Origin of the sequence: Janthinobacterium sp. HH106, from assembly GCF_001758725.1 — a bacterium.
Taxonomy (GTDB): domain Bacteria; phylum Pseudomonadota; class Gammaproteobacteria; order Burkholderiales; family Burkholderiaceae_D; genus Janthinobacterium.
In genome coordinates this window covers 1-25,592 of the sequence record NZ_LRIC01000018.1, presented here as the reverse complement: position 1 = coordinate 25,592, position 25,592 = coordinate 1, and the positions used below count along the sequence as shown (strand labels likewise).

Here is a 25,592-nt window from a genome sequence, read left to right as displayed (position 1 = left end):
CATCAAATGTTGAGGGCGCGCTTATCGACGGCGAGGGCCGCTTCCCTGATCGCTTCATACAGGGTCGGGTGCGCGTGGCAAATCCGGGCGATGTCTTCGGACGAGGCTGAAAACTCCAATGCCATCGCCGCCTCACCAATCATTTCGGACGCGAGTGAGCTGACAATGTGCACGCCCAACACCAGATCAGACTGGGCGTCAGCAAGTACCTTCACAAACCCCTGTGCCTCTCCGCCACCGAGAGCGCGGCCATTTGCCGCGAACGGAAACTGCCCCGACTTGAAGGCGCGGCCCTCACGTGTCAGTTCCTGCTCCGTCTTTCCGACCCATGCCGCTTCGGGGCTGGTGTAGATGATTGAGGGAATAGCGTTATAGCTTACATGGCCGGATTGCCCGGCGATGATTTCGGCCACCATGATGCCTTCTTCCTCGGCCTTATGCGCGAGCATGGGGCCGCGCACTACATCGCCGATCGCAAACACGTTAGGCACCGCTGTCTTGCAGTGCTCATCGACGGGAATATATCCGCGACCGTCTGGTTGCACGCCAATGACGTCGAGCTCCAGGCCATCGGTATTTGGTATTCGTCCGATCGCGACGACCACCTTGTCGCTGATGAGATGCATCGGTGCGCCGGTTGGGCCGCGATACGAAATCACCGCCTCCCCGTTGGAGAGTGCAATGCTGTCAATGGTCACCCCAAGCTCCAGCTTCAGCCCTTGGCTCGACATTAACTTGAACATCTCTTTCGAGACAGCGATATCGCAGCCAGGCAGGAAGTCAGGCATGGCGTCGAGCAGGGTTACCTCAGCGCCCAGCCGGCGCCACACCGACCCCAGCTCAAGGCCGATGACCCCCGCCCCGATTACGCATAGGCGCTTTGGTACCTCTCGAAAATCCAGTGCGCCCGCATTGTCGCAGACGGTCTGATTATCGATTGGCGTGCCGGGCAGCTGGCGTGGCTTCGATCCCGTGGCGACGATGATGTGTCGTGCCGAGATCCGTTGCGTTGTACCGTCTTTCAATACCTCCAGTTCGAATACGCCATTGCCCGCGCCCACGAATTTAGCGCGCGCCTTGATAAATTCGACTTTGTTCTTCTTGAACAGGTATTCGATACCTTTGGCCATCTTGGTCACCACACCGTCTTTGCGGTCGACCATCTTGTTCACGTCGATCGTCGCATGACCAGTGCTAATGCCATGCTCGGCAGTGTGGTGTACCACCTGCTCGTACAAGTGACTGGACGCAAGCAATGCTTTAGACGGGATGCAGCCCACGTTCAGGCATGTCCCGCCGGGACGCGGTTGGCCGTCCGGCGCCGCATAAGGATTCGATTCAATGCAGGCGACCGAAAGCCCGAGCTGTCCCGCCCGAATCGCGGCGATGTACCCGCCCGAGCCCGCGCCGATAATCGCTACGTCATAATGTTTTTCCATGTCCCGTCCTTCAGGTGCAATAACAATCGAGTTTCGTTCTCATCAGATTCCCTCGGCCAGGCTTTCCTCGGGACGCGCAAAGCGCCGGTACAGGGTAGGCAGCATAAACAGAGTCAAGATTGTGGCCGAAATCAGCCCGCCAATGACGACGATGGCCAAAGGCCGCTGGACCTCGGCGCCCGCGCCTGTCGCCAGGGCCATCGGCACGAATCCGAGCGAGGCAACCAGTGCCGTCATCAATACCGGCCGCAGTCGCCGCAACGCACCTTCGCGCACGGCCTGATCCCACGGCAGCGTTTTCGCCAGGTCGTCGATTGAGCCGGCCATCACCAGACCGTTTAGCACCGCCACACCGGATAGCGCGATAAAACCCACCGCCGCCGATATTGAAAACGGCAAGCCACAAATCCACAGCGCTGCGATACCACCGATCAGAGCAAGTGGCACTCCAGTGAACACCACAGCAGCGGCGCGCCATGAGCCTACGGCCGAGTAAAGCAACACTACGATAAGCGCGAAGCATGCTGGAACCACCACCGCCAAACGCAAGCGGGCACGCTCAAGATTTTCAAATTGTCCGCCCCATGTGAGCCATACGCCCGCAGGCACCCGCACGTCAGCGTTGATACTACCCTGGGCTTCCTTGACGACGCCGGCGATGTCGCGACCGCGCACGTTTGCCTGCACCACCACCCGGCGCTTGCCGTTTTCACGGCTGATCTGATTCGGGCCCTTGGCCGTGGCTAGTACCGCCACCGATCCCAACGGCACAAATTTTCCGCTCGGAGTCAGGACCGGCAGTTGGCGCAGCGCCTCCACATCGTTTCGTATCCCTTCACCCAGCTTCACCACGACATCGAAACGCCTGTCACCCTCGTAGATCGAACCGGCCTCGCGCCCGGCGACGGCCGCCGCCAAAGTGTCGTACACGTCCTGCGCAGTGAGCCCCACTCGCGCCATGGCGTCGCGATCAAGGCGCGCATCGAGTAGTGGTAGCCCTTGCACTTGCTCCACGCGCACATCCTCAGCACCCTCCACGGCACGCAGCTTCGTCGCGATCTGTTCCGCGGTCCGTACCATCACGTCGAAGTCGTCACCATAGACCTTAACGGCGATGTCACCGCGGACGCCAGCAAGCAGCTCGTTGAAGCGCATCTGGATCGGCTGCGTAAGTTCGTAGTTTTGACCAGGGATGCCCGCTACGGCATGCTCGATCTTCTCAACCAGTTCAGCCTTGCTCATCTTCGGCTTCGGCCACTCGGCCCGGTCCTTGACAATGACAAAGGTGTCCGTGATATTGGGCGGCATGGGATCTGCCGCCAGTTCGGCCGTCCCGGTTCTCGAAAATACCAGCTTTACCTCTGGTAGCTTCGCGACAGCCTTCTCCACTGCGAACTGCATGGCCTGGCTTTGATCGATGGAGGTTCCTGGAATGCGGGCCACCTGTAGCAGTACGTCTCCCTCATCGAGCGTCGGGAGGAATTCCTGGCCCAGGGTGGAAAACAGTCCAATGGCACCGGCAAAAGCGGCGACGGCGATCACGCCGATCAGCTTGGGCCGGGTCAGAGCCCGGTCCAGCCAAGGCGCGTAAGTCGACGATACGGCTTTCACCATCCTGTTTTCCTTCTCATCGACATGGCGGGAAAGCCATAGTGCGATTGCCGCTGGCACGAACGTCAGGGAGAGAATAAAGGCAAACAAGAGGGCGAGTATGACAGTCAATGCCATCGGCGCGAACATGCGGCCTTCAACGCCTTGAAAGGTCAGCAGCGGCACATACACGAGAATGATGATTGCTTGGCCGTAGACACTCGGCCTGATCATTTCGCGCGCTGCAGCCGCTACCGTTTCCAGCCGCTCGGACCTGGAAAGCACTTTGCCGAGAGAATGCTGTCGTTCCGCGATGCGGCGCAGCGCGTTTTCCACGATGATCACAGCGCCGTCGACAATCAGGCCAAAATCGAGCGCACCCAGACTCATGAGATTAGCCGATAAGCCTGCCTTGAGCATGCCGGCGGAGGTCAGCATCATGGTGACCGGGATGACCGCTGCGGCGATGAGTGCCGCGCGCAGATTCCCGAGAAGCGCAAACAGGACCACGATCACCAGCAACGCACCCTCGGTCAGATTGATCGCAACTGTCTTGATGGTCGCGTCAACGAGGCGGGTGCGATCGAGCACTGGCCGGATCAGCATGTCCGCAGGTAGCGAGCGTGCGATTTCCTTCAACCGCACGTCTACCGCAGCGGCGACCGTCCGGCTGTTCTGGCCGATGCGCATCACGGCAGTACCTACCACAACTTCTTGCCCGCCTTCTGACGCGGATCCAAACCGCACCTCCTGGCCGAGACCGACAGTGGCGACATGCGAAACCAGAACCGGCGTACCGCTCCGGGTAGTGATGACGGTCTTGGCCAATTCGTCTGTCGAAGTAATGCGCGCATCGGCCTTCACGGTAAGTGCCTCGCCGTTCTGGAAGACTACGCCAGCGCCGACACTGGTATTGTTGCGTTCAAGTGCTTCACCCAGCATCGATAAACTGATTCCCAGTGCCGCCAACCGTTGTGGATCGGGCGTGACCACATACTGTTTGACATAGCCGCCAATAACATCAACTCCGGCCAGTCCTTCGGTGTTTTTTAGCTGGGGCGCGACGATCCAGTCCTGTACCGTACGAAGATAGGTCGCCTTTTCAGCCGCGCTGCGCAGCACCTCGCCCTCGGGCGTGACATAACTGCCATCGGCCTGCAGGCCGGCACCTGAACCCGCCTTCGCGCCTGGCTTCGCCGCGAACTCGACGGTCCACATATAGACGTCTCCGAGACCGGTCGCGATCGGTCCCAGGCTTGCATTGGCGCCAGGGGGTAGCGATCGCTCGACGGCTCGCATTCGTTCGGCTATCTGCTGGCGCGCAAAATAGATGTCGGTCCCATCCTTGAATACGGTTGTCACCTGCGCGAAGCCATGCCTGGTCAGCGAGCGCGTAGATTCAAGTCCCGGGATGCCGGCGAACGCGGTTTCGATCGGGTACGTTACCTGGCGCTCGACATCGGCTGGCGAGAGGGCTGGTACCACGACGTTGATTTGGACCTGCGTATTAGTGATGTCCGGTACTGCGTCGATGGGAAGGCGGGTTAGCGCAACAGCACCGATGATCGACAGCAGAATCGTCACGATGAGTACATGCCACCGGCGAGCGACAGAAAAATTGACGATGCGTGAAATCATGGTTGGAAATCCTCGGAATGTTCTGGGATGAGGAAATTAGTCATCGTCGCCAGCCTCACCTTTGCCGTGCTCGGCCTTCAACAGATAGGTATTGCTCACGGCGATCTGTTCGTTTCCCTTCAAGCCGGACAAAACCTTCACATAGCCAGCTGCGGCAGCGCCCAGAACGACGTGTTTGATCGCGAACCCATCCTTCGCGCGAACAAACACGCTCGGCTTGTCCTCGACGGTTTGTACCGCTGTGCGTGGGATTGCAAGCTGGCCGCCATCGGCTTTGCCCGAAAGAGCGATGGAGGCGCGCGCGGTTTCTCCGATGCGCCAGGTGCCGCGCTCATTGGGCAGCATCGCGATTGCGCGCACTTGGCGCGTTGTTGGATCGAGAATTCGCGACATACTGGTGATGCGGGCCGATCCGGAACGGCCATCCGTTGAGACATCCACGGTCGCGCCAACTGCTACACGCGCCGCGTCATCCGGCGATAGGGACAGCTCGACGGACAGTTTGTTAAGATCGGCGACCTCGAACAAATGCGCGTTCGGTTCGACAATATCGCCGAGCGCAATCTGACGGGCCGTGACATTGCCCTTGATGGGCGAGCGCAACATCAGGCGGTTCAGCTGGCCACCTCCCGCGCCGCCCGCGGCGGACAACTGCTGCTCGGCCAAGCGCAAGCGGGTCCCCGCTTCTTGCGCCGAGGTACGCGCTACTTCGAACTCTTGGCGGGAAGTGACTTTTTCTCCGTACAGGCGTTCTTCCCGCTTGAAGGTTGCCTGGCCTAGTTCATATTGGCGTTTCGCAATCTCGATGTCGGCGCGCAGCTGGGCAATGTCGCGGCTTTCGATAACAGCAAGCACGTCGCCGCGACCGACTGCTTCACCGAGATTGCGCCGCACTTCGACCACCCGCCCGCCGACGGAGCTGGACACAACGGCCGCCTGCTTGGGATCGGCGGCGATAACGGCCGGGGCCTCAATGGCGCCAGCGAAGGATTGCCGTACCGGCGCAACGTCGATTCCCGCTGCTCGAATTTGCTGATCAGAAAGCGTGACAAAATCTTCTTTGCCCTCCGACTCGCCTTCTTTCTCTTCGCTTCCGCCGCTCTCCTTAGCCTCGCTCTTGGCATCGGACTTGGCTTCCTTCTCCTCTTGCTTTTCGTCCTTATCGTTTTTCTTGTCGTCACTCTGAGCCACGACCGAATCTTTCGGCTTCGCCGCTTCAGGCTTGGGCGAGCACGCGCTCAACAGAATTATGGCGGCGCACAGGCCCGATCGAAATACCGCTTGCATGGTCAGTCCTTATAAATTGGAGAAGTGGAACCTTGTAGCCGCGCCAGACGCGCACGCGCAGTGTGCAATGCCGTCAGTGCATCTACAGATGCCTGGCGAGTCTCGGCCAACGAACGCTCGGCCTCGATCAGTTCGAGTTGGGGGAATTTACCTTCGCGGTAGCCGAGCCGTGCGATACGTGCCGCTTCCTCCGCAGCGGCCAAGGCGGGACCGTTCGCCGCGCGCGCCGCCTCAACGGCATCAGCAACCTCGGCGTTTGCCTGTTCCATGGACTGGTCAAATGCCAGCCCAGCGGCACGGCGCGTTGCTACAGCTCGATCGTATTCAGCCCGCGTGCGTGATAAAACGGCTGTACCCGGATTGAACAGTGGGAGGGGGATTGACAGACCGATTACAGCCGCCTTATCGGAAGTTTCTCCAAAGCGGCGCATGCCGGCGGTGAGTGTAACGTCGGGAACGCGGTCGCTCCTGGCCGCGACAATGCGGGCAGCGGCAGCGGCGACCTCGGCATCAGCAGCCACAATTGCCAGTCCCGCACCTGAAGCGGCAGGTACGTCACTACGTTCAACATGCTCAAACCAGGGCGATGCGATTGCAAATGGCTTTGCGACGCCCGTCAGCCGTACCACATTGGACCGAGCCAACTCGACTGCGCGTACTGCCTTGCCCAGGCGGACCTCCGCATTAATGCGCAGGACATCAGCGCGTTGCTCTTCTATTGGAGACGCTTTACCCGCTCGCACCCGTTCTCGTGCCGCATGGAAGGCGCGCTCGGCCAGCTCGTGACTCGTTTTAGCGATCTGCGCGTGCCGCTCGCTTGCGGCAAGGCTAACGAAAGCTTCGGTTACCTGCAGCGTCAAGTCGGCTTGCGACGCTTTGGCGCCAATCCCAGCAGCAATGCTTTCAGCCCGCGCCACGCCGACCCTGGCTTGACGCTTACCGCCCAGTTCCAAGGGTATCGAAAATGAAACGGTTTTTTCACCGCCGCCGAAACCGGTGTAGCGGCCTGAACCCATGACGTTTTCAGCTTCTACCGACAGCGTTGGGTTGGGCCGCAGGCCGGATAGTTGCACGTTGGCCTCGGCTGCACGCACGGCAGCATCCGCCCCCTGGAGAGCGGGCGCCTGAAGCCGCGCCTTCGCCACGGCGTCTCCCAATCTGAGGGCAGTACCATTCTCGACGACCGATTGCGCCACAGCGGTCGTAGCCAGCACAGTGGCAACAATGAAGAAAGAAATCCGGATACGCATAGGTTCCATGGCTTGACGGGATGGCAAAGAGTCTTTATAAACCTTAATGTCACTTTAAGGTCAAGCGCCATGTCACCTACTTTTACGATTGGCCAACTGGCCAGCGCAGCCGAGATACCGGCTGCCACGATTCGCTATTACGAAAAAATAGGACTGCTCGCGTCGCCGTCCCGCTCGGGGAGCAATTATCGGCAGTATGGGAATGACGACCTCGACCGCCTTACCTTTGTACGGCGTGCGCGTGACATCGGTTTTACGATTGACCAGGTCCGGAGCCTGCTATCTTTTTCCGACCAGCAGAATGGCGACTGCTGTACGGTGACTGCGCTGACCGAGAACCATCTTGCCGTAGTGGAACAAAAGATTGCCGATTTGCTCCTCTTGAAGGACCGACTCACTAGTCTCTTGGCCTCCTGCAAGGGCGGCCTGGTTTCCGATTGCCGGATTATCGACGCTCTGACACCTCGCCAATAATCGATGCTTACAGTGCTTGACGTTAAAGCTGCTTGAACGTTTAACCTGAGCGGATTCAACTCGAAAGTACATCACCATGACGCCAGATCCAACTTCCGCTCCTGTCACCTTGGAAACCGATTTATTCGTGTCCAAGATGGACTGCCCATCCGAAGAGAATTTGATCCGGATGGCCTTGGGGAGCGTCCCGGATATTGACCGCATGGCGTTCGATTTGAACACGCGCACGGTAACGGTGTTCCATCGCGGTGCTCCAGGAACGCTGGTCGATGCGCTGCTGCCTTTGGGACTGGGCGTCGAACTGCGCCAGTCGCGCCCTGCAGCCGCCCGAGCAACACGGACGACCAGCACGCTGGGGATTCCCAAGATGGATTGCCCGTCAGAAGAGAACATGATCCGCATGGCGCTCTCCGACATAGAAGGTATCAAGTCGCTCAACTTCGATATCGAACAGCGACAGCTCCACGTGACGCATACCGGCACCATCGATCCCATCCTCTCGAAGCTCATTCCCTTACAGTTTGGTGCGTATCTGATCAGTGCGGCGCCATCAGCCCCCGAAGATGGTGCCGACGCTGACAAGGCGGGTAACGAGTCAGAGGCGAAAGTCCTTCGCTTGCTCCTCGCGATCAATGGCGCCATGTTTGTACTCGAATTGGTGTGGGGCCTTATTGCTCAATCGGCGGGCTTGGTAGCCGACTCGCTGGATATGTTCGCCGACGCCGCCGTCTATGGCCTTGCGTTGTACGCCGTGGGCCGGGCCGCATCGCTCAAGACGCGCGCAGCGCATGTTGCTGGTTGGCTGCAGATGGCGCTTGCGCTCGGGGCGCTTGGAGAGGTCGTGCGGCGCACCCTGCTTGGTAGCGACCCGGAATCCGGCTTGATGATGGGCGTCGGCGCGCTCGCGCTGGCGGCGAACGTCGCGTGCCTGGTGTTGATCGCAAAAAAGCGGGATCGCGGCGCCCATATGAAGGCAAGCTATATATTCTCCGCCAATGACGTCATTGCGAACATCGGCGTGATTGTCGCGGGCGCACTCGTCGCCTGGACTGGCTCCCATTATCCTGATTTAGTGATCGGCACGGTCATCGGCATCATCGTATTAAATGGGGCGCGTCGAATTCTAAAGCTGAAATAAATGGGGCGCCTCGCTGCTAGTTAATCGAAGGGACTTGCTTGACCAGTATTCATGAAACGGCCTATCCGCGGTTCAAGCCGGAGCTGACCCACCGCGAGCTGGCAGATGTCTACACGCCGAGCGACGAGGAACTTCGATTCGCACGCAGAACAGGGCGTACAGCTCCCGCGCGGCTGTATATCATGCTGTTACTAAAAGCAGTGCAGCGGCTGGGCTACTTTCCCATGCTGGCGGACATTCCCGCGCCAATCGTTTCCTTCCTGTCGAAATCGACACACAACCGTTCCATTCCAGCCCGCGATATCGCCCTCGAGGAGCGATCGGATTCGCGCCAGCGCTTTATGGAGGCCATCCGGAGCTATTTGGGCATCCGCCCCGTTACAGCCGACACGGACAGCGCGATTCAATCGGCGGCAACCGAGGCGGCGCAGACAAAGCAGGAATTAGCCGACATCATCAACGTCGTCATCGAGGAATTGATCCGGCAACGTTTCGAGCTGCCGGCGTTTAGCACCTTGAACCGGAAAGCGCAGAAAGTGCGAAACCAGGTCAACGACCGCTTTTTCCGCTCGCTGGCCGAACCCCTCGCGGCGGCCGTCATCGAGAGATTTGACGCCATGCTGGCGAGCGCACCGCAACAGTCGCTCACCGGGTGGCAGCAACTGAAGCTGGAGCCGAAGAAGCCGACCAACACGGAAGTGCGCCAGTACCTCGAACACATAGGCTGGCTCAAAAGCTGGTCTAGCGAACTGCCGGCGGTCGATCACATTCCTGTCGTCAAGCGCAGCCAATATATCCATGAGGCGCGGGCCTTGGATGCCGCGGACATGAAGTCGACGCAGCCCAACAAGCGCTATGCGCTGATGGTCCTGCTGTTTCACGCCCAGCTGTGCAAGGCGCTGGACGATGCGGTGGGCATGTTCATCCGTAAGCTTCGAAAAATCCACACCGGCGCCGAGCTTGCGCTCCAGCAATACTATCTCGAACATCAAAAGCGCGCCGAGAAACTGATCGCCCAGCTGCGTGACGTACTCGAAGCGTTTCAGGAAGGCGAGACCGACGCGGAGCGCGGCACACGCATCGCGGCAGCCTTTCATGACGATCCGGGAAGCCTGCTGATCGAGTGTGATGAGCATATCGCCTATGCGGGCAATAACTACTTGCCGTTCATGTTGGCTCCCTACCAGACGCAGCGGCCTTTGCTGCTCAACTGTCTGGGCCTGCTGAACCTGGAGTCCACGTCCGCAGACCTGTCGCTCATCGCCGCCATCCGCTTTGTGCTGGCCAACCGCCAAAGCCATAGAGACTGTATTTCGATTGCCGGCGCGAACATCAACCTCAAATGGATCCCGGAAAAATGGCGCCGGCTGATCACTGGCCAGCGGTCAGGCGGCGCGCCGGTTACCGAGGTCAACCGCAAGTATTTCGAGCTGTGCGTGTTGACCGAGGCGATGCAGGAATTGCAGTCGGGGGATCTGTACGTCGCCAACAGTGACCAGTACAGCGACTACCGGGTGCAACTGATCGACTGGGACTCCTATCAGAGGGTCGGCCCGGATTCTTGTAAAAATCCCCAAAATTTGATCTAAGTTTTTGTTTTTAAAGAATTTTAATTCTGATTTTTGTTGCGATATCTCTTCATTTTGACTGGTGGCCGGCTGCCCAGGCCAGTCTCTAGCTCTTCTCTTAGGCGGGTGGTCGGTCCAGTGACTGTAGATAACCCCGCAACTCCTCACTGATGCCTTGGCTCGCTTCTGCTCTAGCGTTAGCTTGGGCCAAGGACAATTCGAGTTCATGGAATCGGGTTTTCAGTCCCCCCAACTCCTTTTCCAATTCTGCTACCTGCCCCAGCAATACCTCATTCCCAGTCACTTTGGCGGCAAGTTGTCGTTCCAGGTCTCCGGCATGCAGCTGCTCCGCATGAAGCTGATCGATCTTTTGATCTTGCCGACGGCCGAGCGCTTGTTGCTCGTAAAGCGCCTGTTTGGCATGTGACAGCTCGGCAACCAATTTAGCGCCTTCCTGGTTCAATCGAGTCGCCTCTTCCTGTTTGAGCACCACCGCTTGTTGCTGTTGCCGTAACTCGGCTTGCAGTTGCTGTGTCTGCTGTTCATGGCGCCGCTGATCCTGATCGCGCTGTTCCTTGACTGACTGACGATAATGCTCCAGGGAGTCGCGCGCATGGGCATGCTTTTCCTCTAGCGACCGCCGGTGCGCCTCATTTTCGGCCAGGCGCTCTTGCAAATCGGCCACCTGCTGCTGCGCTGTGTGGCGCAAGATGGTCTCATTTTGCAGACTGGAGCGAGTTTGGGTATGCGTCCGTATTTCCTCGACGCCGTCCTCCCTGGCCTGGCGCAATTGCTGTTGTAGTGCCGCCAGTTCTTTCATATAGTTGTTCACGGCCGCGGCATGGTCTCGCTCCTGCTCGGCGTTCCGAGACTCGATAGCCGAGGTCCGTTCGTCGGCTTCTTCATGCAGTCGCGCGGCCAGCCGAACCACAATATCATGCAAGGCATCGCTGATCGGCGCCTTGCGCCCGTCACCAGAGCCTTCTTCCGTCTCCAGTTCTTTCAGATATTTATGGATGGTGGTCTTGGACCCAGTGTTGCCTAATGCAACGCGGACTGCGTCGACCGAGGGGTAGCGCCCTTGCGCCAGCAACGCATCGCGCGCTTTTTTGATATCCGATTGATACAGTCCGGCGCGGGCCATGGCGTCTCCACGAAATAAGATGATGGATTACATACCATGTAATTACATACCATTTTTCGAGAAATTCAAGCTCAAATTTTCCTTGAAATTAAAGCAGGATAATATATGGTTATCCTGTGTCAGACGTCTTTTCGTGCCATTTTGGCCGCGTTTGCTGTACATTTGCCGATAGAGCCGGACATAATTGGTGACGCCGCTCGCCACGATCTATCCAGCCGGCCTTACCCGCCCGCTTTTCAGCCTTGTCATGCCATGTCTGATATCGACCTCTTTCTGCAGGCTGCTACGCGCGAGAACACGCGAAAAAGCTATCAAAGCGCGCTCCGCGATTTTGAAGTGGAATGGGGTGGTCTTTTGCCGGCGACGCCGGATAGCGTGGCACGCTACCTGGCCGACCGTGCCGGCAAACACGCTGTCAACACCCTGCGTCAGCGATTGGCCGCATTAGCCCAGTGGCATCTCGACCAGGGCTTTCCAGACCCAACCAAGGCACCGGTAGTACGCCAAGTCTTGCGCGGTATCCAGACGCTGCACCCCGCCCAGGAAAAGCGAGCAAAACCCTTTCAGATCGATCAACTCATGTTGGTCGATCACTGGTTGACGGCCAACGCCGACGCCGCGCAATCCCAGGGAGAACTGGCCGCCGAGCTGCGGTACCGCCGCAATAAAGCATTGTTCTTGCTGGGTTTCTGGCGCGGGTTTCGCGGCGATGAGCTGACGCGCGTGCAGATCGAGCATATTCACATCACGCCAGGTGAAGGGATGACTTGCTTTTTGCCGCGCACCAAGGGTGATCGCCAGCTCAAAGGCGGCAACTTCAAGGTGCCGTTGCTATCGCGCCTATGCCCTGTCACCGCTTATGAGGAATGGATCGCTGCAGCGAGATTGACGGCTGGGCCGGTGTTTCGTGCCATTGATCGCTGGGCCAACATTAGCGCTAACGGCCTAAACATCGATAGCTTGGTGCCGCTTCTGCGTAATATCCTGCAGGAAGCTGGCGTGGATGCGCCTGAGTTGTACAGTGCCCACTCGCTGCGCCGCGGCTTTGCCAGTTGGGCAACCGCGAATGGGTGGGATCTGAGAACGCTGATGGAGCATGTGGGCTGGAAAAATGCACAGTCCGCCATGCGCTACATCGATCGGGAAGATTCCTTTAACCAGCGCCGTATTGAGCATGCCCTGCGTCCTACTGGGGGCAAGTGACTAGCCCATTAGTTAATTGCCGGACCTATCCACTGAGCATCTGATAGTCAACTGCTCGGGTTTGATCGTTGCTACTGGGTCAAAACATGTAAAAACGAGACGCGTTGCGACTGCAGCGTCTCGCAGGGAGACGCCTATCCGATACAATGGACTGTATAAATTTTCGGAATCACGATGAGTCACTCACCGCTTTTGAACCATATTCTGGAAGGGAAGAACACAGGATTCGGAAAAAATCGGGCGCTAAGGCAACGTGTCCTTCAATGTAGGACCGCTTTCGACCCAAAGCAGCCGTTCGCATCAATGCGATCCTTTTCATTCTGCTGTCGCCTAAACGACTAGGTAGGGTTGCTTTAAGCCTGTAAGCCGCGGTTATGCGCACCAGGGAAATTCCGCGCTGCGCTCAACAACGCGACAGAACCTACACTTTGCGGTAAGCGCCAAGGTTGGCATGCGCACCAAGGTGGAGCGCCTGGCCCTGCCGAGGTAATATGCCAAGGTTCCTCTTTCTCCCCCGTCCACTCGTTTGCGGCCGGCAGATCCTTTTCACCATCCCTTCGCCACGCGGCTTTGCTGCGGTGATCGGAGTGGACGTTGCGCAAGCATGCTGCGTCCGGCCCGACTACCTGGTGTTCCCAGCAGCATCACTAATAATTATGGCGCGCAGGACTATCGCTTCGACTTGACATCGAGTGGCGACCAAATTCAAGAGCGCACGTTCTTATCTGCCGCAACGCCGCATCAAAGTTACTGCGCCAGGACGTAATGCGCCAAAGCCATCGCCTCGGTCTCGCTCAGTTGGGCGAATGCTGGCATCGGTACAGGCCCCCATTTGCCGGCGCCGCCTGCCCGAATATTGTGCGCTACCAATGACTCTGCGTTTGCCTTTCCCTTGTATTTAGCAACCACTTCCTTGAATGCCGGCCCGACGATTTTCTTGTCGATCGAATGACATCCCGTGCAGGCATTTGTGGCAAGCAGCGCTTTTGTGTCGGTTGCGGCGGCGGTCCCGACCGTCCGTGCCACGGCAGCTGGCTTTACCGCTGCTGTCGCAGTCGGAATTGCGGTACTGCGCTCGGCCCCGTAGGTCTTGACCAGATAATCAACGATGTCCGGGATATCCGCATCGGGAAATTGTGCGCCGAACGGTTTCTTCATCTTTTTCACGGTCGCATCCCAGTAGCCGCGAGGCGACGTCGTTGGCTGCGACTGGATATAATGGACTGAATGACATGTCATGCAGTTGCGCTGGGCCAGCGCATATCCCGGCAAATCGCTGGGTTTGAAGACAGCAGTTTCAGGCGGAAGCTGAATGTCGAGGGCGAAAGCTGGGGCCGCAGCCATCAGGCCGATGGTGAACAGAGAACAAATCAGTGGATGTTTCAATTTTGTTCCCCTTATACCGCGACGACGCGCGTTGATTCGACCACGTTGCGCATGTAGCCGGCAGGGTTCCACAGTGCACTCGCGGGTTGGCCTTGACCAATCCGGTTCACCGCCCGTACCAGCAGTTCGTGGTTCCCTTTCTGTTTCGGCGTGAACGCCGCGCTCCACTCTCGGAAGGAGTACCGCCCCAAGTCCTTGCCCAGTTGTGCTGCCTGCCAGTTCCTTCCACCGTCGGATGAAAACGCCACTTCATTCACGCCGTAGCCGCCGTCGAACGCGATTCCGCGCACTACAGTCTGACGCCCCGCCTTGACATGCATGCCGTCGGTCAGGCTGGTCACGAACGAACGCACGTTGAGGCGATTGATCGGGATAGTCTTGGTCGGCGCCTTTCCCGGTTCGGTACAGGCGCACTGGTTGTCCGGGATGCGATATGCGGTGCTCATCCAAAATCCGTCGAATACCTTGTCGGTAACGGTAATGTCGGAGAGATGCTTGACCCAATAGGTGCCGTAGTAACCAGGTACAACCAGCCGCAGCGGATAGCCATTCAACATGGGCATGTCGACCCCGTTCATTTGCGACGCCAGCATTACCTCGCCGTCGAGCGCATGATCGATATTGAGGGCCTTCATGAAATCGGGCCCGTCACCAACCGGCGGAGTGTCAAGGCCATTGAACGAGACCTGCACTGACCCGGCCTTTACGCCCGCCTTTTCCAGCACCTTACGTAGCGGGATGCCTGTCCAGCGGGCGTTGCCCATGGCGCCGTTCGATAGCTGGCCGCCGTTGGCGCGCGGCGACAAGTGACCGCGGCTGTTACCGGAGCACTGGTTAACGGCGACCAGCTCGGTGGCCTCGGCCATTTGCTTGAGGTCGGCGAGTGAGAGTTCCAATGGAGTATTGACATTGCCGCCGACGCGCAGGCGGTACGTCTGCGCATCTACCGCGGTGGGAATGCCGCTCCAGTGATAGCGCACGAAGAACGCATCGTTCGGCGTAATCACCGATTCGTTGAACACACTGAACGGAGTTTCCAGCTGCGGCGGACGGGCGGTAAGCAGGATCAGCGGTCGCTTTTGGGGATACGCGACCAGTTCGCGCTCGCCGTTTTCAAACGGCAGCGTGACGTGGCCGGCTTCTGCAGCCAGCGCGCTCAATACCGGGCTGCCGAAAGCGGTGACGGCACCGAACGTGCCTGCCTGCCTCAGAAAGGAACGGCGCCGCGCCGCCTCCGCCGTCAATACCAACGAGGTCTTCGCCATACGGGTCTCCGTTATTGTTATGAAACTGTTCAGTGCCATACTGACACAGTTTTGTCGCAATTTGCTTACTGCGCGCTGCTCAGTACGGCCTCTTGTGGATGGGCTGCAACGTCGCCTTCCATCACCAAGACGCGGCTCGCGGTCACGGCCTGGAGTTCAGACTGTTGCTCACGTCGCGCATTGGCGCGATCGCAGTGCCGTTGGCCATGCCCATCGGATTGGTCTTGAAACTGGCCCGTGGAAGACTTTTGGGCCAGGGGTAGGAAGTGCAGCGAACCGGAAAATCTGTTTAAGGTGTTAAACCCGACGGTTAATGTCGATATAAGTTCTCCCAACGGATGCGGAATTCGCGCGCAAGCATACATTTCTGCTCGCCTGCAGTTAGCGTATCGAAGATTCCGGGGCCGCAATGGCACCCCGGTACATCCCGTGCTTGCCCCGCCCGATACGCTGCGCGTGATAAATGCCGGTGTCGCCCGAAAACAAATAAGCCGTCACGCACGCGATGGCCGCGAACGGTCCGATTGCCGGCCCGAACAACTCGATGGCCATCAGCGTAGTTGCGATCGGGGTATTCGCCGCGCCGGCAAAAACGGCCACAAAACCCAGGCCGGCGAGCATGGCAAACGGCAGATGCAGGATCGGTGCAAGGGCGTTCCCGAGCGTCGCGCCGATGTAGAACAGCGGCGTGACCTCGCCCCCCTTGAAGCCGGTGCCCAGCGACAGGACAGTGAAAAACATCTTGCCGAAAAAGTCCCAGGGAGACCCTGGCTGCTGGAACGCGCGCACGATCTCCGGGATGCCCAATCCGGTGTAGTGCCACGCATCGAACCCCCATACCGCAAGCGCGATGAGGATTCCGCCTATCGCCGGGCGCAGCGGCGCATAGGCAACCCACCGCTTCGCCGCGGCACCCACCCGGCGCGCACTCACGGCAAATGCCATGCCGGCCAGGCCGAAGACGATGCCAGCGACGATTACGGCGGCAACGCTCCAGAAGCCGACAGGGACGATCGTCCCGATTGCATAGTGTGTATGGTGAACGCCCCATGCCAGGCAGACCTGGTCGGCGCCGAGGCTGGCGACAACGCAGGGCAATAGTGCGTCATGGCGGATGCGGCCGATGGCGAGCACTTCCAGGCCGAAGATGGTGCCTGCGAGTGGCGTCCCGAACACTGCGGCAAAGCCGGCGCTCATGCCCGCCATCAGCAGGACCCGGCGGCCCTCCGGCGTGACGCGAAACAGTTGCGTGAGCTGATCGGCCAGCGCCGCGCCCATTTGAACGGCAGTTCCCTCGCGCCCTACGGACGCGCCGAACAAATGCGAGACGACGGTGCCGCCCAACACCAGCGGCACCATACGCAACGGGATGACCTTTTGGGGATCATGGATCTCGTCGATGATGAGATTATTGCCGCGCTCCACCGATCGACCGGCCAGGTGATAGACCATTCCCACGCCGAACCCGGCAACCGGTAGCAGCCAGATGATCCAGCGATGCGCCTCGCGCCACGCGGTGGCATGATCGAGGGTCATTAAAAATACTGCAGCAGCGCTGCCGGCAAGTGCGGCGACCACGCTTGCCATGCACAGCCATTTGCCGATGGAAGGCAACAGTGCGATTTGCTCGATATGAAAAATATTGGAAGAGTTTGTCATTGGGTCGATCTTTGCTCGAACGATACGGGCTGACCAATGACCGGGGTGTGAACGCGAACGCCTACAGCCCCGACCAAGGTCAGGTGTCTGTAGACGTCATCAGCAGCGCTGTTTCCACTGCGGTTCAAGGAGGAACGTCATCTCCTGGTGCGATCATATCGCAAAGCCAGCGGTCTCGACAAGGCGCCCGCTATCCGACCGCTGCGCTATGGATGGCTACGCACCGGCTCTGTGCGGCAGAATGTCAGAAACGCCTGCAACCTGGGGGACAGCAATTTGCGCCGGTGGTAGACAATGAAAAAATGCCTGGTCAAGGGCGGCAGTGCCGTCGATAGCGCAACCAGGCGGCCGTTCGCGAGGAAATCGGCCACGATCAGCCGCGACAGGCAGGCTAGTCCCAGTCCTTCGGCGGCGCCATGCTTGATCGCTTCGGCATTGCTGAACTCTCCGGCCGAACGAAGGCTGTGCAGGTACGGCGCAAGCGCCTGCTCTACGGCATCGCGCGTTCCCGAGCCCGGTTCCCGCAATAGCCAGTGGGCGGCGCGTAATTCATCCAGCGTGACCTCGCGTCGTGCGCTCTGCAGCGCCAGTGGATGATCGGGCGCGCCGACTACCAGCAGTTCATCGGTGAGCCATGGTGCCACTTCCAGGGCGGCGTCGGTGCACGGGCCTTCGATAAACCCGAGGTCGAGTTCAAAGTTCGCGACGGCAGCGGCGATCTCGGCGGTATTCCTGATTTTGACGAGTGGCGGATTGGCCGCATGCTTGCCGAATGCGGCGGCCAATAATGGCGGCAGCACATAAATGCCGATGGTCGTGCTCGCACCCAAGTTCAGCCCGTTTCCTGAGAGCGCCGCATGGCGGCCGAACTGCTTCTCGATCGTCGCTGCAGCGTCGAGCATCTCGCGTGCCTGCGGCAGCAGCACGCGGCCGTTATCGTTGATGACGAGGCGCTTGCCAACCCGGTCGAACAGGACGATGTCGAGAAGCGATTCGAGCTCGTTGAGTGCGGCACTTGTCGCCGATTGCGATAGCGCGAGTGCCGTCGCGGCGGCCGTCGTGCTGCCGCATTGCGCGACGGCCAGGAATATCTGGAGCTGGCGAAGTGAAAGGCGCATGAAGCCGGATCCGTGAAGTCGATGCAGGATTATACGAGGCGGCACCGGTGCGTATCTCGCGAGGCTGCGCATATGGCGGCCGGCCTGGACGCTTAGTGCAGCAGGTGCTCGACCGCCGCACGCTCCTGCCGCAGCTCGTCCTCGGCCCGCTGCAACTTCTCCCTGGCGAACGCATTAATGTCCAGGCCGGCGACGCGTTCGATCTGGCCGCCATGGCAAACTACGGGAACGCCGAAGAAAATTCCCGTGGCGATGCCGTACGATCCGTCAGATGGCAGGGCCATCGACACCCAACGCCCGGCGCTGCCGCAGACCCAGTCGCGCATGTGGTCCAATGCGGCATTGGCCGCCGACGCTGCAGAGGACAGGCCGCGTGCTTCAATCACTGCAGTTCCCCGTTGCGCGACCGTCGGAATGAACACCTCTTGATTCCATGACTCGTCGCCAACGGCGAGTGGCGCTGGCCGGCCATCGACCTCGGCATGGCGATAGTCCGGGTACATGGTCGGCGAATGGTTACCCCATACCACGAGTTGGCTGACACGGTCCACCGGCTGGTGCAGGTGCTGGGCCAGCATCGCTTGCGCGCGATTCTGGTCGAGGCGGATCATCGCGCTGAAGCAGGACGGCGCCAGATCGGGCGCCGCCGTCATGGCGATCAGCGCATTGGTGTTGGCGGGATTGCCCACCACGAGCACTTTCACGTCCCGCCGCGCAACCGCGTTGAGTGCTCTGCCTTGTTCGGCAAAAATGTTGGCGTTCGCCGCCAGCAAATCCTTGCGTTCCATGCCCTTGCTGCGCGGCTGCGCGCCGACTAGGATCGCGAGATCGATGTCGCGAAACGCTGTCAGTGGATCATCCGTGATGACGACTTGCTGTAACAGTGGAAACGCGCAATCATCCAACTCCATTCGGATGCCGTTCAGTGCGCCGAGCGCGCGGGGAAGGTCAAGCAGGTGCAGGATAACCGGCTGATCTGGGCCCAGCAAATCGCCACTGGCGATGCGAAACAGCAAGGCATAACCGATTTGTCCGGCGGCGCCGGTGACCGCGATACGTTTTGGAGCGTGCATGATGTTTTCCTCGTAAATGGTGGGGAGCGGTGCTGACCGCGACCTTTGCAGGTCAGCAGAATGAAACCACTTTAATACTCCGCATCAAAACAGGAAAACGCATAATTCAAGTCATATCTAGCTAGGAAACAGGTTGATTAATGCTAGTACGGCCTTTGCTTTATGCTGACGGAATATGCCGGATGCCATCCGGCTTCACGCCTTCAATCAAGGATTTGCATGTCATTCAAGGAAATTCAGGCGATGGCCGCTGGCGCCACACCCTTACGCCAGCTGCGCAGTCCTATCGAAGTGATCCGTCAGTTTACGCCGAACTGGTTTGCGGCAACGATGGGCACCGGCATCTTGTCGCTTGCGCTCGCCCAACTGCCAGGCGCGCTCCCGGGGATGGCCCGCCTGGCCGAGGGACTCTGGCTTTTTAACATTGCGCTGTTCGTGTTGTTTGCCGCGCTGTACAGCGCGCGCTGGGTCATGTTTTTCGACGAAGCGAAACAGGTGTTCGGCCATGCGACCGTCTCCATGTTCTTCGGTACCATTCCCATGGGATTAGCTACAATTATCAATGGATTTCTCAGCTTTGGCGTGGCGCGCTGGGGCGCCGCCGCCGTCGCGGTGGCCGAAGCTTTGTGGTGGATCGATGTGGCCATGGCACTTGCTTGCGGCGTCCTCATTCCTTACCTGATGTTCACGCGCCAGCAGCACAGCATCGACCAGATGACGGCGGTCTGGCTGCTGCCGGTCGTCGCTGCCGAGGTTGCAGCGGCGAGCGCCGGGCTGCTTGTGCCGCACCTGCAGGATGGTGGCGCGCGCTTCACAGTCCTGATCACCGGCTACGTGCTGTGGGCATACTCGGTGCCAGTGGCGCTCAGCATTCTCGCGATTCTGTTATTACGCATGGCCCTGCACAAACTGCCGCACGAAAGCATGGCGGCATCGAGCTGGCTGGCGCTGGGACCAGTGGGCACCGGCGCGCTCGGCATGCTGGTGCTCGGCGCCGCCGCGCCGGCGACGCTGGCGCCGTTTGGCCTGGCCGAGGTTGGCCACGTGGCCAACGGGATGGGCGTGGTGAGCGGCCTGCTGCTTTGGGGACTCGGCCTGTGGTGGATGATGCTGGCAACCCTGATTACGCTGCGCTACTTCAGGGCAGCCGTTCCATTCAACCTGGGCTGGTGGGGCTATACCTTTCCGCTCGGCGTATTCGCGGTCACCACGCTGCGTCTGGCGAAGGTGCTCGATTCGCTGTTCTTCGAGGTCTTCGGCAGCGCGCTGGTAGTGGTACTGGCAAGCCTGTGGCTGGTTGTCGCATGGCGCACCGCGCTCGGCGCTTACCGTGGCAACCTGTTCGTCTCTCCCTGTATTGCGTCGATGAACCGGCCCTGAAGGCCAACGTTCAGCGCGCCAGTTGCGCCGCGCGCGCCAGTGTCGCGACGATTTGCGGGGCCACAGTTGGCGACGTACAAACAGATAGCGGACTCGGATGAGGCATTTCCAGTACGATCAAGCCCGGCCGCCTGGCCTCGATGGCAGCGTGGGCCTGGCGGGCCGTGCGTCCGGCCAGCACGACCACCCGCAGGCATGGCAGGAGGTCCAGCACATCGCCTAGCATGGCGATGCCTGCACGTACCGCCGCCACACCCAGGCGCGCCGGCGGAGCTTGCTCGTCGGCCAGCCAGGGCACGGTATTCCACAGCACGGTACGCGCACGCGCGACGGCGGCTTGCGCCAGGAAACGTTGAAGATTGCGCTGCGCAGGACCAGGATTGTCGCGCGAGACGAAGCGCGGGCGCATCGCATGGCGCGCCGGCGCTTCCAGCAAGATGAGAATGGACGCATCGGCGCCGCCGTCCAGCGGATCGAAGTACGGCAGCGCGCGGACGGCTGCGTGCGTGTCGACCCACTGGTTGAGCGCGACCACATGGGGAAGAGACAGCAGTTCGACGCGGCGTGCCAGTTCGGCTACATCGTCCAGCAAGGGAGCCACCGGCACGCCAGACGTCACTCGCTGCTCGCCAGCGCTGCCTGCTCCGCTCCGGCTGGCGTGTCGCCCTCCATCACCAGGATCCGGCTGGCGCCAGCAGGCTGCTGCGCCAGGCCCGGCCGCACGTCGCGCATGGGCCCAATGGCAGTACCGTTCGCCATGCCTTTGCCGTCAGTCTTGAAGCGACCCACCGGCGCGCGCTGACCACCGGCGTAGACGTTGTAAACAGTCTCCGGTTTCAGTTTGTACAAGAACACTTCCAGTGCATCGGTCACGCCCAGGCTGCGCACGACCACGAATCCTTTGCCGTCGCCGCGGGACTTGAGAGCGATATTGCTCGACTCGCCGTTCACACGCGGCACCAGGTTGCTGGTACCAGCACCGGTGGGCACGGCATGGGACACGTAGACAAGCGCTTGCGGCGCCTGGCCGGCCGCCACATGCGCGACGACCTTGTTGCTTGCGGTGTCGATCACGTCGACACCATCGCCGTTTTCGAGACCAACGTACACTTTGCTGCCGTCGTCCGACGCCCATGCGCCATGCGGCAAGGCCCCGGTCGGTATCGTCGCCATGAGTTGTGGCTGATCACCGGTGGAATAGACCTTGACGACATTTTCTCCGCCCACTGTCACGTAGGCTCTTGCGCCGCCAGCGTTCTTCCCGAACGCCAGGTGGTTGGTAATAAAACCGGTGTCGATGACGCCTTTGACTGTCAGCGTCGCCACGTCGATGCGGGTGACCTTGCCAACGTCCTTGTGCGTCATCCAGACTTCCTTGAAATCAGGCGTGAACTGCAAGAACGGCGAGAACGGGCTAGTGACAGAAATATGCTTGATCACTTTGGATGTTTTCATGTCGATGACATCGACGACAGGATTAAAGCTCGATACCACGAACGCCAGTTTGCCATCGGGATGGAACATCACCATGCCCGGACCACCTGTTGTCTGGATCCGGCGTTTTTCCTTGAAGGTGACAGGATCGATGACCGAGACGTAATCTTCGCCGCGTACCACGACCCAGACTTCGCGACCGTCCGCGGTGAAAAATCCTTCGTGAGGCGACCGCCCGATATAGGTAACGCCCTTGACCTTATTGGTGGCCGTGTCGATGAAGGTCACCGAATTGGAGCCATTCGATATCGCAATCAAGGTTTTATGGTCCGGCGAAAAACCCAGTCCATGAACATTCACTTGCCCCTTGTACAAAGGAGACAGGATGTCGGGCCGCTGATTACCCAACCGGATTTGTCCCAGCAACTGATTGGTGGATGGATCGATCACCGAAACGGTGTTGCTGTTCTGGTCAGCTGTATAGACGCGGTCCTGTGTGCCTGGCGCAGCCTGCGCAGTACCCATGGCAGCGACCGCAAGCGTCATGGCGAAGGTGAGCTTATTCAATTCAGTGAGTTGCATGAGAGTCTTTCCTGGTGTCTGCGTTGGTGGAATCGGCTCTTGCGCCGTGGGCTGCCTGGTAGCGTTGCAACCAGGCGCGCATTACATTGATTTCGTTCTGTTGTTCGACGATGATGCCTTGTGCCAGGTTGCGCAGTTCGCGGTCGTTACTGTGCACCAGGATGGCCTTGGCCATATCGATCGCGCCTTGATGGTGAGGAATCATCATGCTCATGAAGTCATGCGCGGGATCCCCGGTTGTGGGCGCGCGTCGCATGCCGTCATCCATGATCGCCATGGCATCATCCGCGAGAGACGCATAGGGCCTGTCGCTACTGGCGATAAACGAGGCAGGCGGCGCAGTCGCGCCATGGTGGCCAGCATGCTGCGCCGAGACTGTGGCGGTGCAGCACCAGAGCATGGCGCCCAAAAAAAGTGAAAATTTCAAACCGGTCCCTCCAGTTGTTCATAGACGGCGCTGGCAACCCGTGCCAGTTCGCCCTTGTCGACGGCTGCGGACAGCGCATAGCCGAACTTCCCGTCGATCCAGTAAAACACGTTGACGTCGCCCTCTTTGGCGAACCGAAAGCCGGTGTTCTTGTTGCGCGCCTGCTCCGTCGACACGTACAGCGTCAGGCGCTGGCCAGCGCCGTCGTGGTACATGAATTGCGCTACCGGCCCGCTGGCCCCGGGCAGCAGGCGCCCGCCGATCAGTTCATAGCCCAGCTTGCCCAAATGCGGCGGACGGATCTTGCTGCCCATGCGCTTCGACAGCCAGGTCACCAACTGGTCTTCCTGGTCGGCGCGAATTTCCACTGGCCGGCGCACATCCGGGCTGTACACGGCATGGGCTATTGCGGCCTGGTGTGCCAGGCCGGACCACGCTGCCTGCTGATACGCGGGCGCTTGCTGCTCCATACGCGCCAGGGACTGGCCAGTTGCCGCGCCGCGCAAGCCCCAGCCGGCGCCACCGCTCACCAACGCGATTGCCAGGCCCGCCGCCAGCGCCTGCCATTGCCAGTGCCGGTTGCGATGCGGCGTGGTGGCCGCTGCCATGGGCGCCGGGACCGGTTCGCCCAGCACCGGATCGAACAGGCGATGCATGGCGTCGTTCTGGGCCGCGTAGGCGCGCACGCGCGCAGCTTCCTCGGGGCGCTCTGCCAGGTAGGCGGCGACCTCGGCAGCGCGTGCTGCCGGCAGCACGCCGTCGACGTACGCGTGCAGATCGGCTTCAGTCACGGGCAGGTTCATTTCACGACTTTCAACGAGTTTACGCGGGCGCCGCCGTCCATCAGGCTGCGCAGCTTTTCGCGGGCGCGCGCGAGCCGCGACATGACGGTCCCGACCGGGATGCCGAGCGTCGACGCCACTTCTTCATAACGCATGTCTTCCAGCCCGACCATCAGCAGGATCGCGCGCTGTTCTTCGCTCAGCAGGCGCAGCGCGGCATCCATCTCGCGCACCTGGATGCTGACCGTGCTGCGATCCGCCAGGGCCGGCATCGGCGTATCATCGTCGAGCGGCTCGGTGACCAGTGCGCCGCGCCGTATCTGATCGATACGCATATTGTGCATGATCGCAAACAGCCAGGCGCGCGCGTCCGTGCCGGGTTGCAGCGCGGCGCGCTGGGCCCAGCCGCGTTCGAGCGTGTCCTGCACCAGGTCATCGGCCGCGGCGCGCTCGCCCACGAGCGCGCGCGCGTAGCGCCGCAGCCGCGGGACACACGCCAGCAACTCCGCGCCGGGAAGAAGGGGCAGGACGCTCATGGAACCAGTGATTACATCGCGCTGGCGGCCAGCTTCGGATCGATCTGCCAGGTTTCATTGACCAGTTTGCCGTCGCGGTAGGTCAACACGTAGCGCACCTTGATGGAGGCCTTGCCGTCGAATTGCACTGCCGCCGTGACGGTCGCACCCTTCGGATTGACCGACTCGGACGCGCCCATAACGGTGACGCGCAGCGGGCCCATCGCGCCGAACTTGCTCCATACGGCGCCGATGGCGGCTGCACCGTCGTAGCTGCCGTCAAGCGGTCCACCAACCCAGGTCAGCCGCGCATTGTCGGCGTAATCATGCACGATGGCGGCGTGTTCACCGGCGCCAATGGCGGCGAAGTGGGCTTGCGCCATATCCAGCGCAGGCCCGGCAACAGCCGTGGTGGCGATGCCGATGGTGCTGGCCAACAGGAACATCAGGTGGGTGGTTTTCATGGGTGCGGTCCAGTACAGGTCAGGTTGAAAAACGGGCTTGCTACAGGTGCAAACGTCATTGCCCTGTTTTTATTCCATGTATTTGTATTTATTTTTTTGTGTTCATCAATTCTTCAAATGCCAGCGCCGCACGGCTGCGATGGCGTTCAGGATGACGCAGCATCGAGAACCCACGCGCCGGCAGGACCAGCGCCGCGCGCGCCAGCAGGCCCGCCTGAACATGCGATGCCACGACCAGTTCGGAAATCGCGGTGGCAAAGGGACCGGCCATCACCGCGCTGCGCACCGCCTCGTTGGACGGCAGGCTGAGAGCAACCTGCATTGCGGCGACCGGCACGCCCATGTCCGACAGCGCTTTCTCAAACGCCGAACGCGTGCCGGAACCGGTTTCGCGCAAAATCCATTGCGCCTGCACCAGGTCGGCAGCCGCCAGCGGCACCCCGGCGGACCATGGATGATCGGGTGCTACCACGACAACGAGCTGATCCTCCCCCACAGCTTCGATGGCCAGGGAGGGTTCGTCGATGTCGCCTTCGATGAAACCGAGGTCAGCGCCACCCAGCAGGATGGCCTGCGCCACGCTGTCGGTATTGCCCACTTCCAAAGTCAGGTCGATGGCGGGGTACGTTTGACGAAATTGAACGAGCAGGCGAGGCAGCCAGTAGCTGGCGATAGTCTGACTGGCATGAATGGCCAGCGTGCCGCGCCTCATCTCACCTAGTTCCGAAAGCATGTTTTCGGCGGCGCGCACGCTGGCCAGCGTGCGCTGAGCCCCC

At 60.2% G+C, this 25,592-nt stretch carries 22 protein-coding genes and 1 riboswitch; of the genes, 5 read left to right on the top strand and 17 right to left on the bottom strand.

Annotation, left to right across the window (positions count from 1 at the left end; translation table 11 throughout):
- Positions 1–2 precede the first annotated feature (2 nt).
- Genes lpdA through JAB8_RS09615 form a run of 4 tightly spaced genes read right to left on the bottom strand, consistent with a single transcriptional unit; the run spans position 3 to position 7,213 of the window.
- A complete protein-coding gene (lpdA, locus tag JAB8_RS09630) occupies positions 3–1,439 on the bottom strand; it encodes a dihydrolipoyl dehydrogenase (protein WP_070221983.1) in 1,437 nt (478 codons plus the stop codon).
- Positions 1,440–1,481: 42 nt separating this feature from the next.
- Positions 1,482–4,667 (bottom strand): CusA/CzcA family heavy metal efflux RND transporter, encoded by a 3,186-nt coding sequence (locus JAB8_RS09625; protein WP_070221981.1) that lies wholly within the window; start codon positions 4,665–4,667, stop codon positions 1,482–1,484.
- A 36-nt stretch (positions 4,668–4,703) separates the two neighbouring features.
- Entirely contained in the window at positions 4,704–5,954 is a 1,251-nt protein-coding gene (locus tag JAB8_RS09620; protein WP_070289340.1) for an efflux RND transporter periplasmic adaptor subunit, read from the bottom strand.
- A gap of 2 nt (positions 5,955–5,956) precedes the next feature.
- Complete coding sequence (locus JAB8_RS09615) at positions 5,957–7,213, bottom strand: TolC family protein (protein ID WP_139142991.1); 1,257 nt, start codon at positions 7,211–7,213, stop codon at positions 5,957–5,959.
- 60 nt (positions 7,214–7,273) lie between these two features.
- Here JAB8_RS09615 and JAB8_RS09610 point away from each other — a divergent pair, with 60 nt between their 5' ends.
- From JAB8_RS09610 to JAB8_RS09600, 3 genes are all read left to right on the top strand, one after another.
- Complete coding sequence (locus tag JAB8_RS09610) at positions 7,274–7,678, top strand: helix-turn-helix domain-containing protein (RefSeq protein ID WP_070289366.1); 405 nt, start codon at positions 7,274–7,276, stop codon at positions 7,676–7,678.
- Between the two features lie 76 nt (positions 7,679–7,754).
- The gene (locus JAB8_RS09605) at positions 7,755–8,816 is read left to right on the top strand and encodes a cation transporter (RefSeq protein ID WP_254679484.1); all 1,062 of its coding nucleotides are present in this window, start codon (positions 7,755–7,757) and stop codon (positions 8,814–8,816) included.
- Between the two features lie 38 nt (positions 8,817–8,854).
- Positions 8,855–10,405 carry a DUF4158 domain-containing protein gene (locus JAB8_RS09600; RefSeq protein ID WP_175445176.1) on the top strand — a complete coding sequence of 517 codons (1,551 nt, stop codon included), beginning with the start codon at positions 8,855–8,857 and terminating at the stop codon, positions 10,403–10,405.
- Between the two features lie 97 nt (positions 10,406–10,502).
- On the opposite strand, the gene JAB8_RS09595 is transcribed toward JAB8_RS09600, so the two are convergent.
- Positions 10,503–11,528: a DNA-binding protein gene (locus tag JAB8_RS09595; protein WP_070289337.1), complete on the bottom strand. Its 1,026-nt coding sequence runs from the start codon at positions 11,526–11,528 to the stop codon at positions 10,503–10,505.
- A gap of 252 nt (positions 11,529–11,780) precedes the next feature.
- Between JAB8_RS09595 and JAB8_RS09590 the strand changes: the two genes are divergently transcribed.
- Positions 11,781–12,731: a site-specific integrase gene (locus tag JAB8_RS09590; protein ID WP_070289365.1), complete on the top strand. Its 951-nt coding sequence runs from the start codon at positions 11,781–11,783 to the stop codon at positions 12,729–12,731.
- Positions 12,732–13,478: 747 nt separating this feature from the next.
- Here the strand turns inward: JAB8_RS09590 and JAB8_RS09585 are convergent.
- The 5 genes from JAB8_RS09585 to JAB8_RS09565 form a co-directional block, all read right to left on the bottom strand.
- A complete protein-coding gene (locus JAB8_RS09585; RefSeq protein WP_245714247.1) occupies positions 13,479–14,117 on the bottom strand; it encodes a c-type cytochrome in 639 nt (212 codons plus the stop codon).
- Between the two features lie 11 nt (positions 14,118–14,128).
- Entirely contained in the window at positions 14,129–15,382 is a 1,254-nt protein-coding gene (locus JAB8_RS09580) for a molybdopterin-dependent oxidoreductase (protein ID WP_070289336.1), read from the bottom strand.
- Between the two features lie 381 nt (positions 15,383–15,763).
- The gene (locus JAB8_RS09575) at positions 15,764–17,041 is read right to left on the bottom strand and encodes a voltage-gated chloride channel family protein (protein WP_065306340.1); all 1,278 of its coding nucleotides are present in this window, start codon (positions 17,039–17,041) and stop codon (positions 15,764–15,766) included.
- 83 nt (positions 17,042–17,124) lie between these two features.
- Positions 17,125–17,195, bottom strand: a riboswitch (Fluoride riboswitch).
- A 52-nt stretch (positions 17,196–17,247) separates the two neighbouring features.
- The gene (locus tag JAB8_RS09570; protein WP_065306341.1) at positions 17,248–18,159 is read right to left on the bottom strand and encodes a LysR family transcriptional regulator; all 912 of its coding nucleotides are present in this window, start codon (positions 18,157–18,159) and stop codon (positions 17,248–17,250) included.
- Positions 18,160–18,251: 92 nt separating this feature from the next.
- The gene (locus JAB8_RS09565; RefSeq protein ID WP_065306342.1) at positions 18,252–19,232 is read right to left on the bottom strand and encodes a malate dehydrogenase; all 981 of its coding nucleotides are present in this window, start codon (positions 19,230–19,232) and stop codon (positions 18,252–18,254) included.
- A gap of 219 nt (positions 19,233–19,451) precedes the next feature.
- Between JAB8_RS09565 and JAB8_RS09560 the strand changes: the two genes are divergently transcribed.
- Positions 19,452–20,612 carry a TDT family transporter gene (locus JAB8_RS09560; RefSeq protein ID WP_065306343.1) on the top strand — a complete coding sequence of 387 codons (1,161 nt, stop codon included), beginning with the start codon at positions 19,452–19,454 and terminating at the stop codon, positions 20,610–20,612.
- Between the two features lie 10 nt (positions 20,613–20,622).
- Here JAB8_RS09560 and JAB8_RS09555 read toward each other — a convergent pair whose 3' ends face one another.
- From JAB8_RS09555 to JAB8_RS09525, 7 genes are all read right to left on the bottom strand, one after another.
- A complete protein-coding gene (locus JAB8_RS09555) occupies positions 20,623–21,213 on the bottom strand; it encodes a uracil-DNA glycosylase (protein WP_065306379.1) in 591 nt (196 codons plus the stop codon).
- A 14-nt stretch (positions 21,214–21,227) separates the two neighbouring features.
- Positions 21,228–22,592 (bottom strand): cytochrome D1 domain-containing protein, encoded by a 1,365-nt coding sequence (locus tag JAB8_RS09550; RefSeq protein ID WP_245714249.1) that lies wholly within the window; start codon positions 22,590–22,592, stop codon positions 21,228–21,230.
- A 22-nt stretch (positions 22,593–22,614) separates the two neighbouring features.
- Positions 22,615–23,028, bottom strand: a complete 414-nt coding sequence (locus tag JAB8_RS09545; RefSeq protein WP_056139884.1) for a DUF305 domain-containing protein — start codon at positions 23,026–23,028, stop codon at positions 22,615–22,617.
- A gap of 23 nt (positions 23,029–23,051) precedes the next feature.
- Positions 23,052–23,858 carry an anti-sigma factor gene (locus JAB8_RS09540; RefSeq protein ID WP_065306345.1) on the bottom strand — a complete coding sequence of 269 codons (807 nt, stop codon included), beginning with the start codon at positions 23,856–23,858 and terminating at the stop codon, positions 23,052–23,054.
- Positions 23,855–24,373 (bottom strand): RNA polymerase sigma factor, encoded by a 519-nt coding sequence (locus JAB8_RS09535; protein ID WP_065306346.1) that lies wholly within the window; start codon positions 24,371–24,373, stop codon positions 23,855–23,857. Before JAB8_RS09535 ends, JAB8_RS09540 begins: the two co-directional genes overlap by 4 nt.
- Positions 24,374–24,384: 11 nt before the next feature.
- Positions 24,385–24,816, bottom strand: a complete 432-nt coding sequence (locus JAB8_RS09530; RefSeq protein ID WP_056139895.1) for a nuclear transport factor 2 family protein — start codon at positions 24,814–24,816, stop codon at positions 24,385–24,387.
- A gap of 88 nt (positions 24,817–24,904) precedes the next feature.
- Positions 24,905–25,592 (bottom strand): LysR substrate-binding domain-containing protein (locus JAB8_RS09525; protein WP_070289335.1); only part of this gene is annotated, 688 nt, incomplete at its 5' end.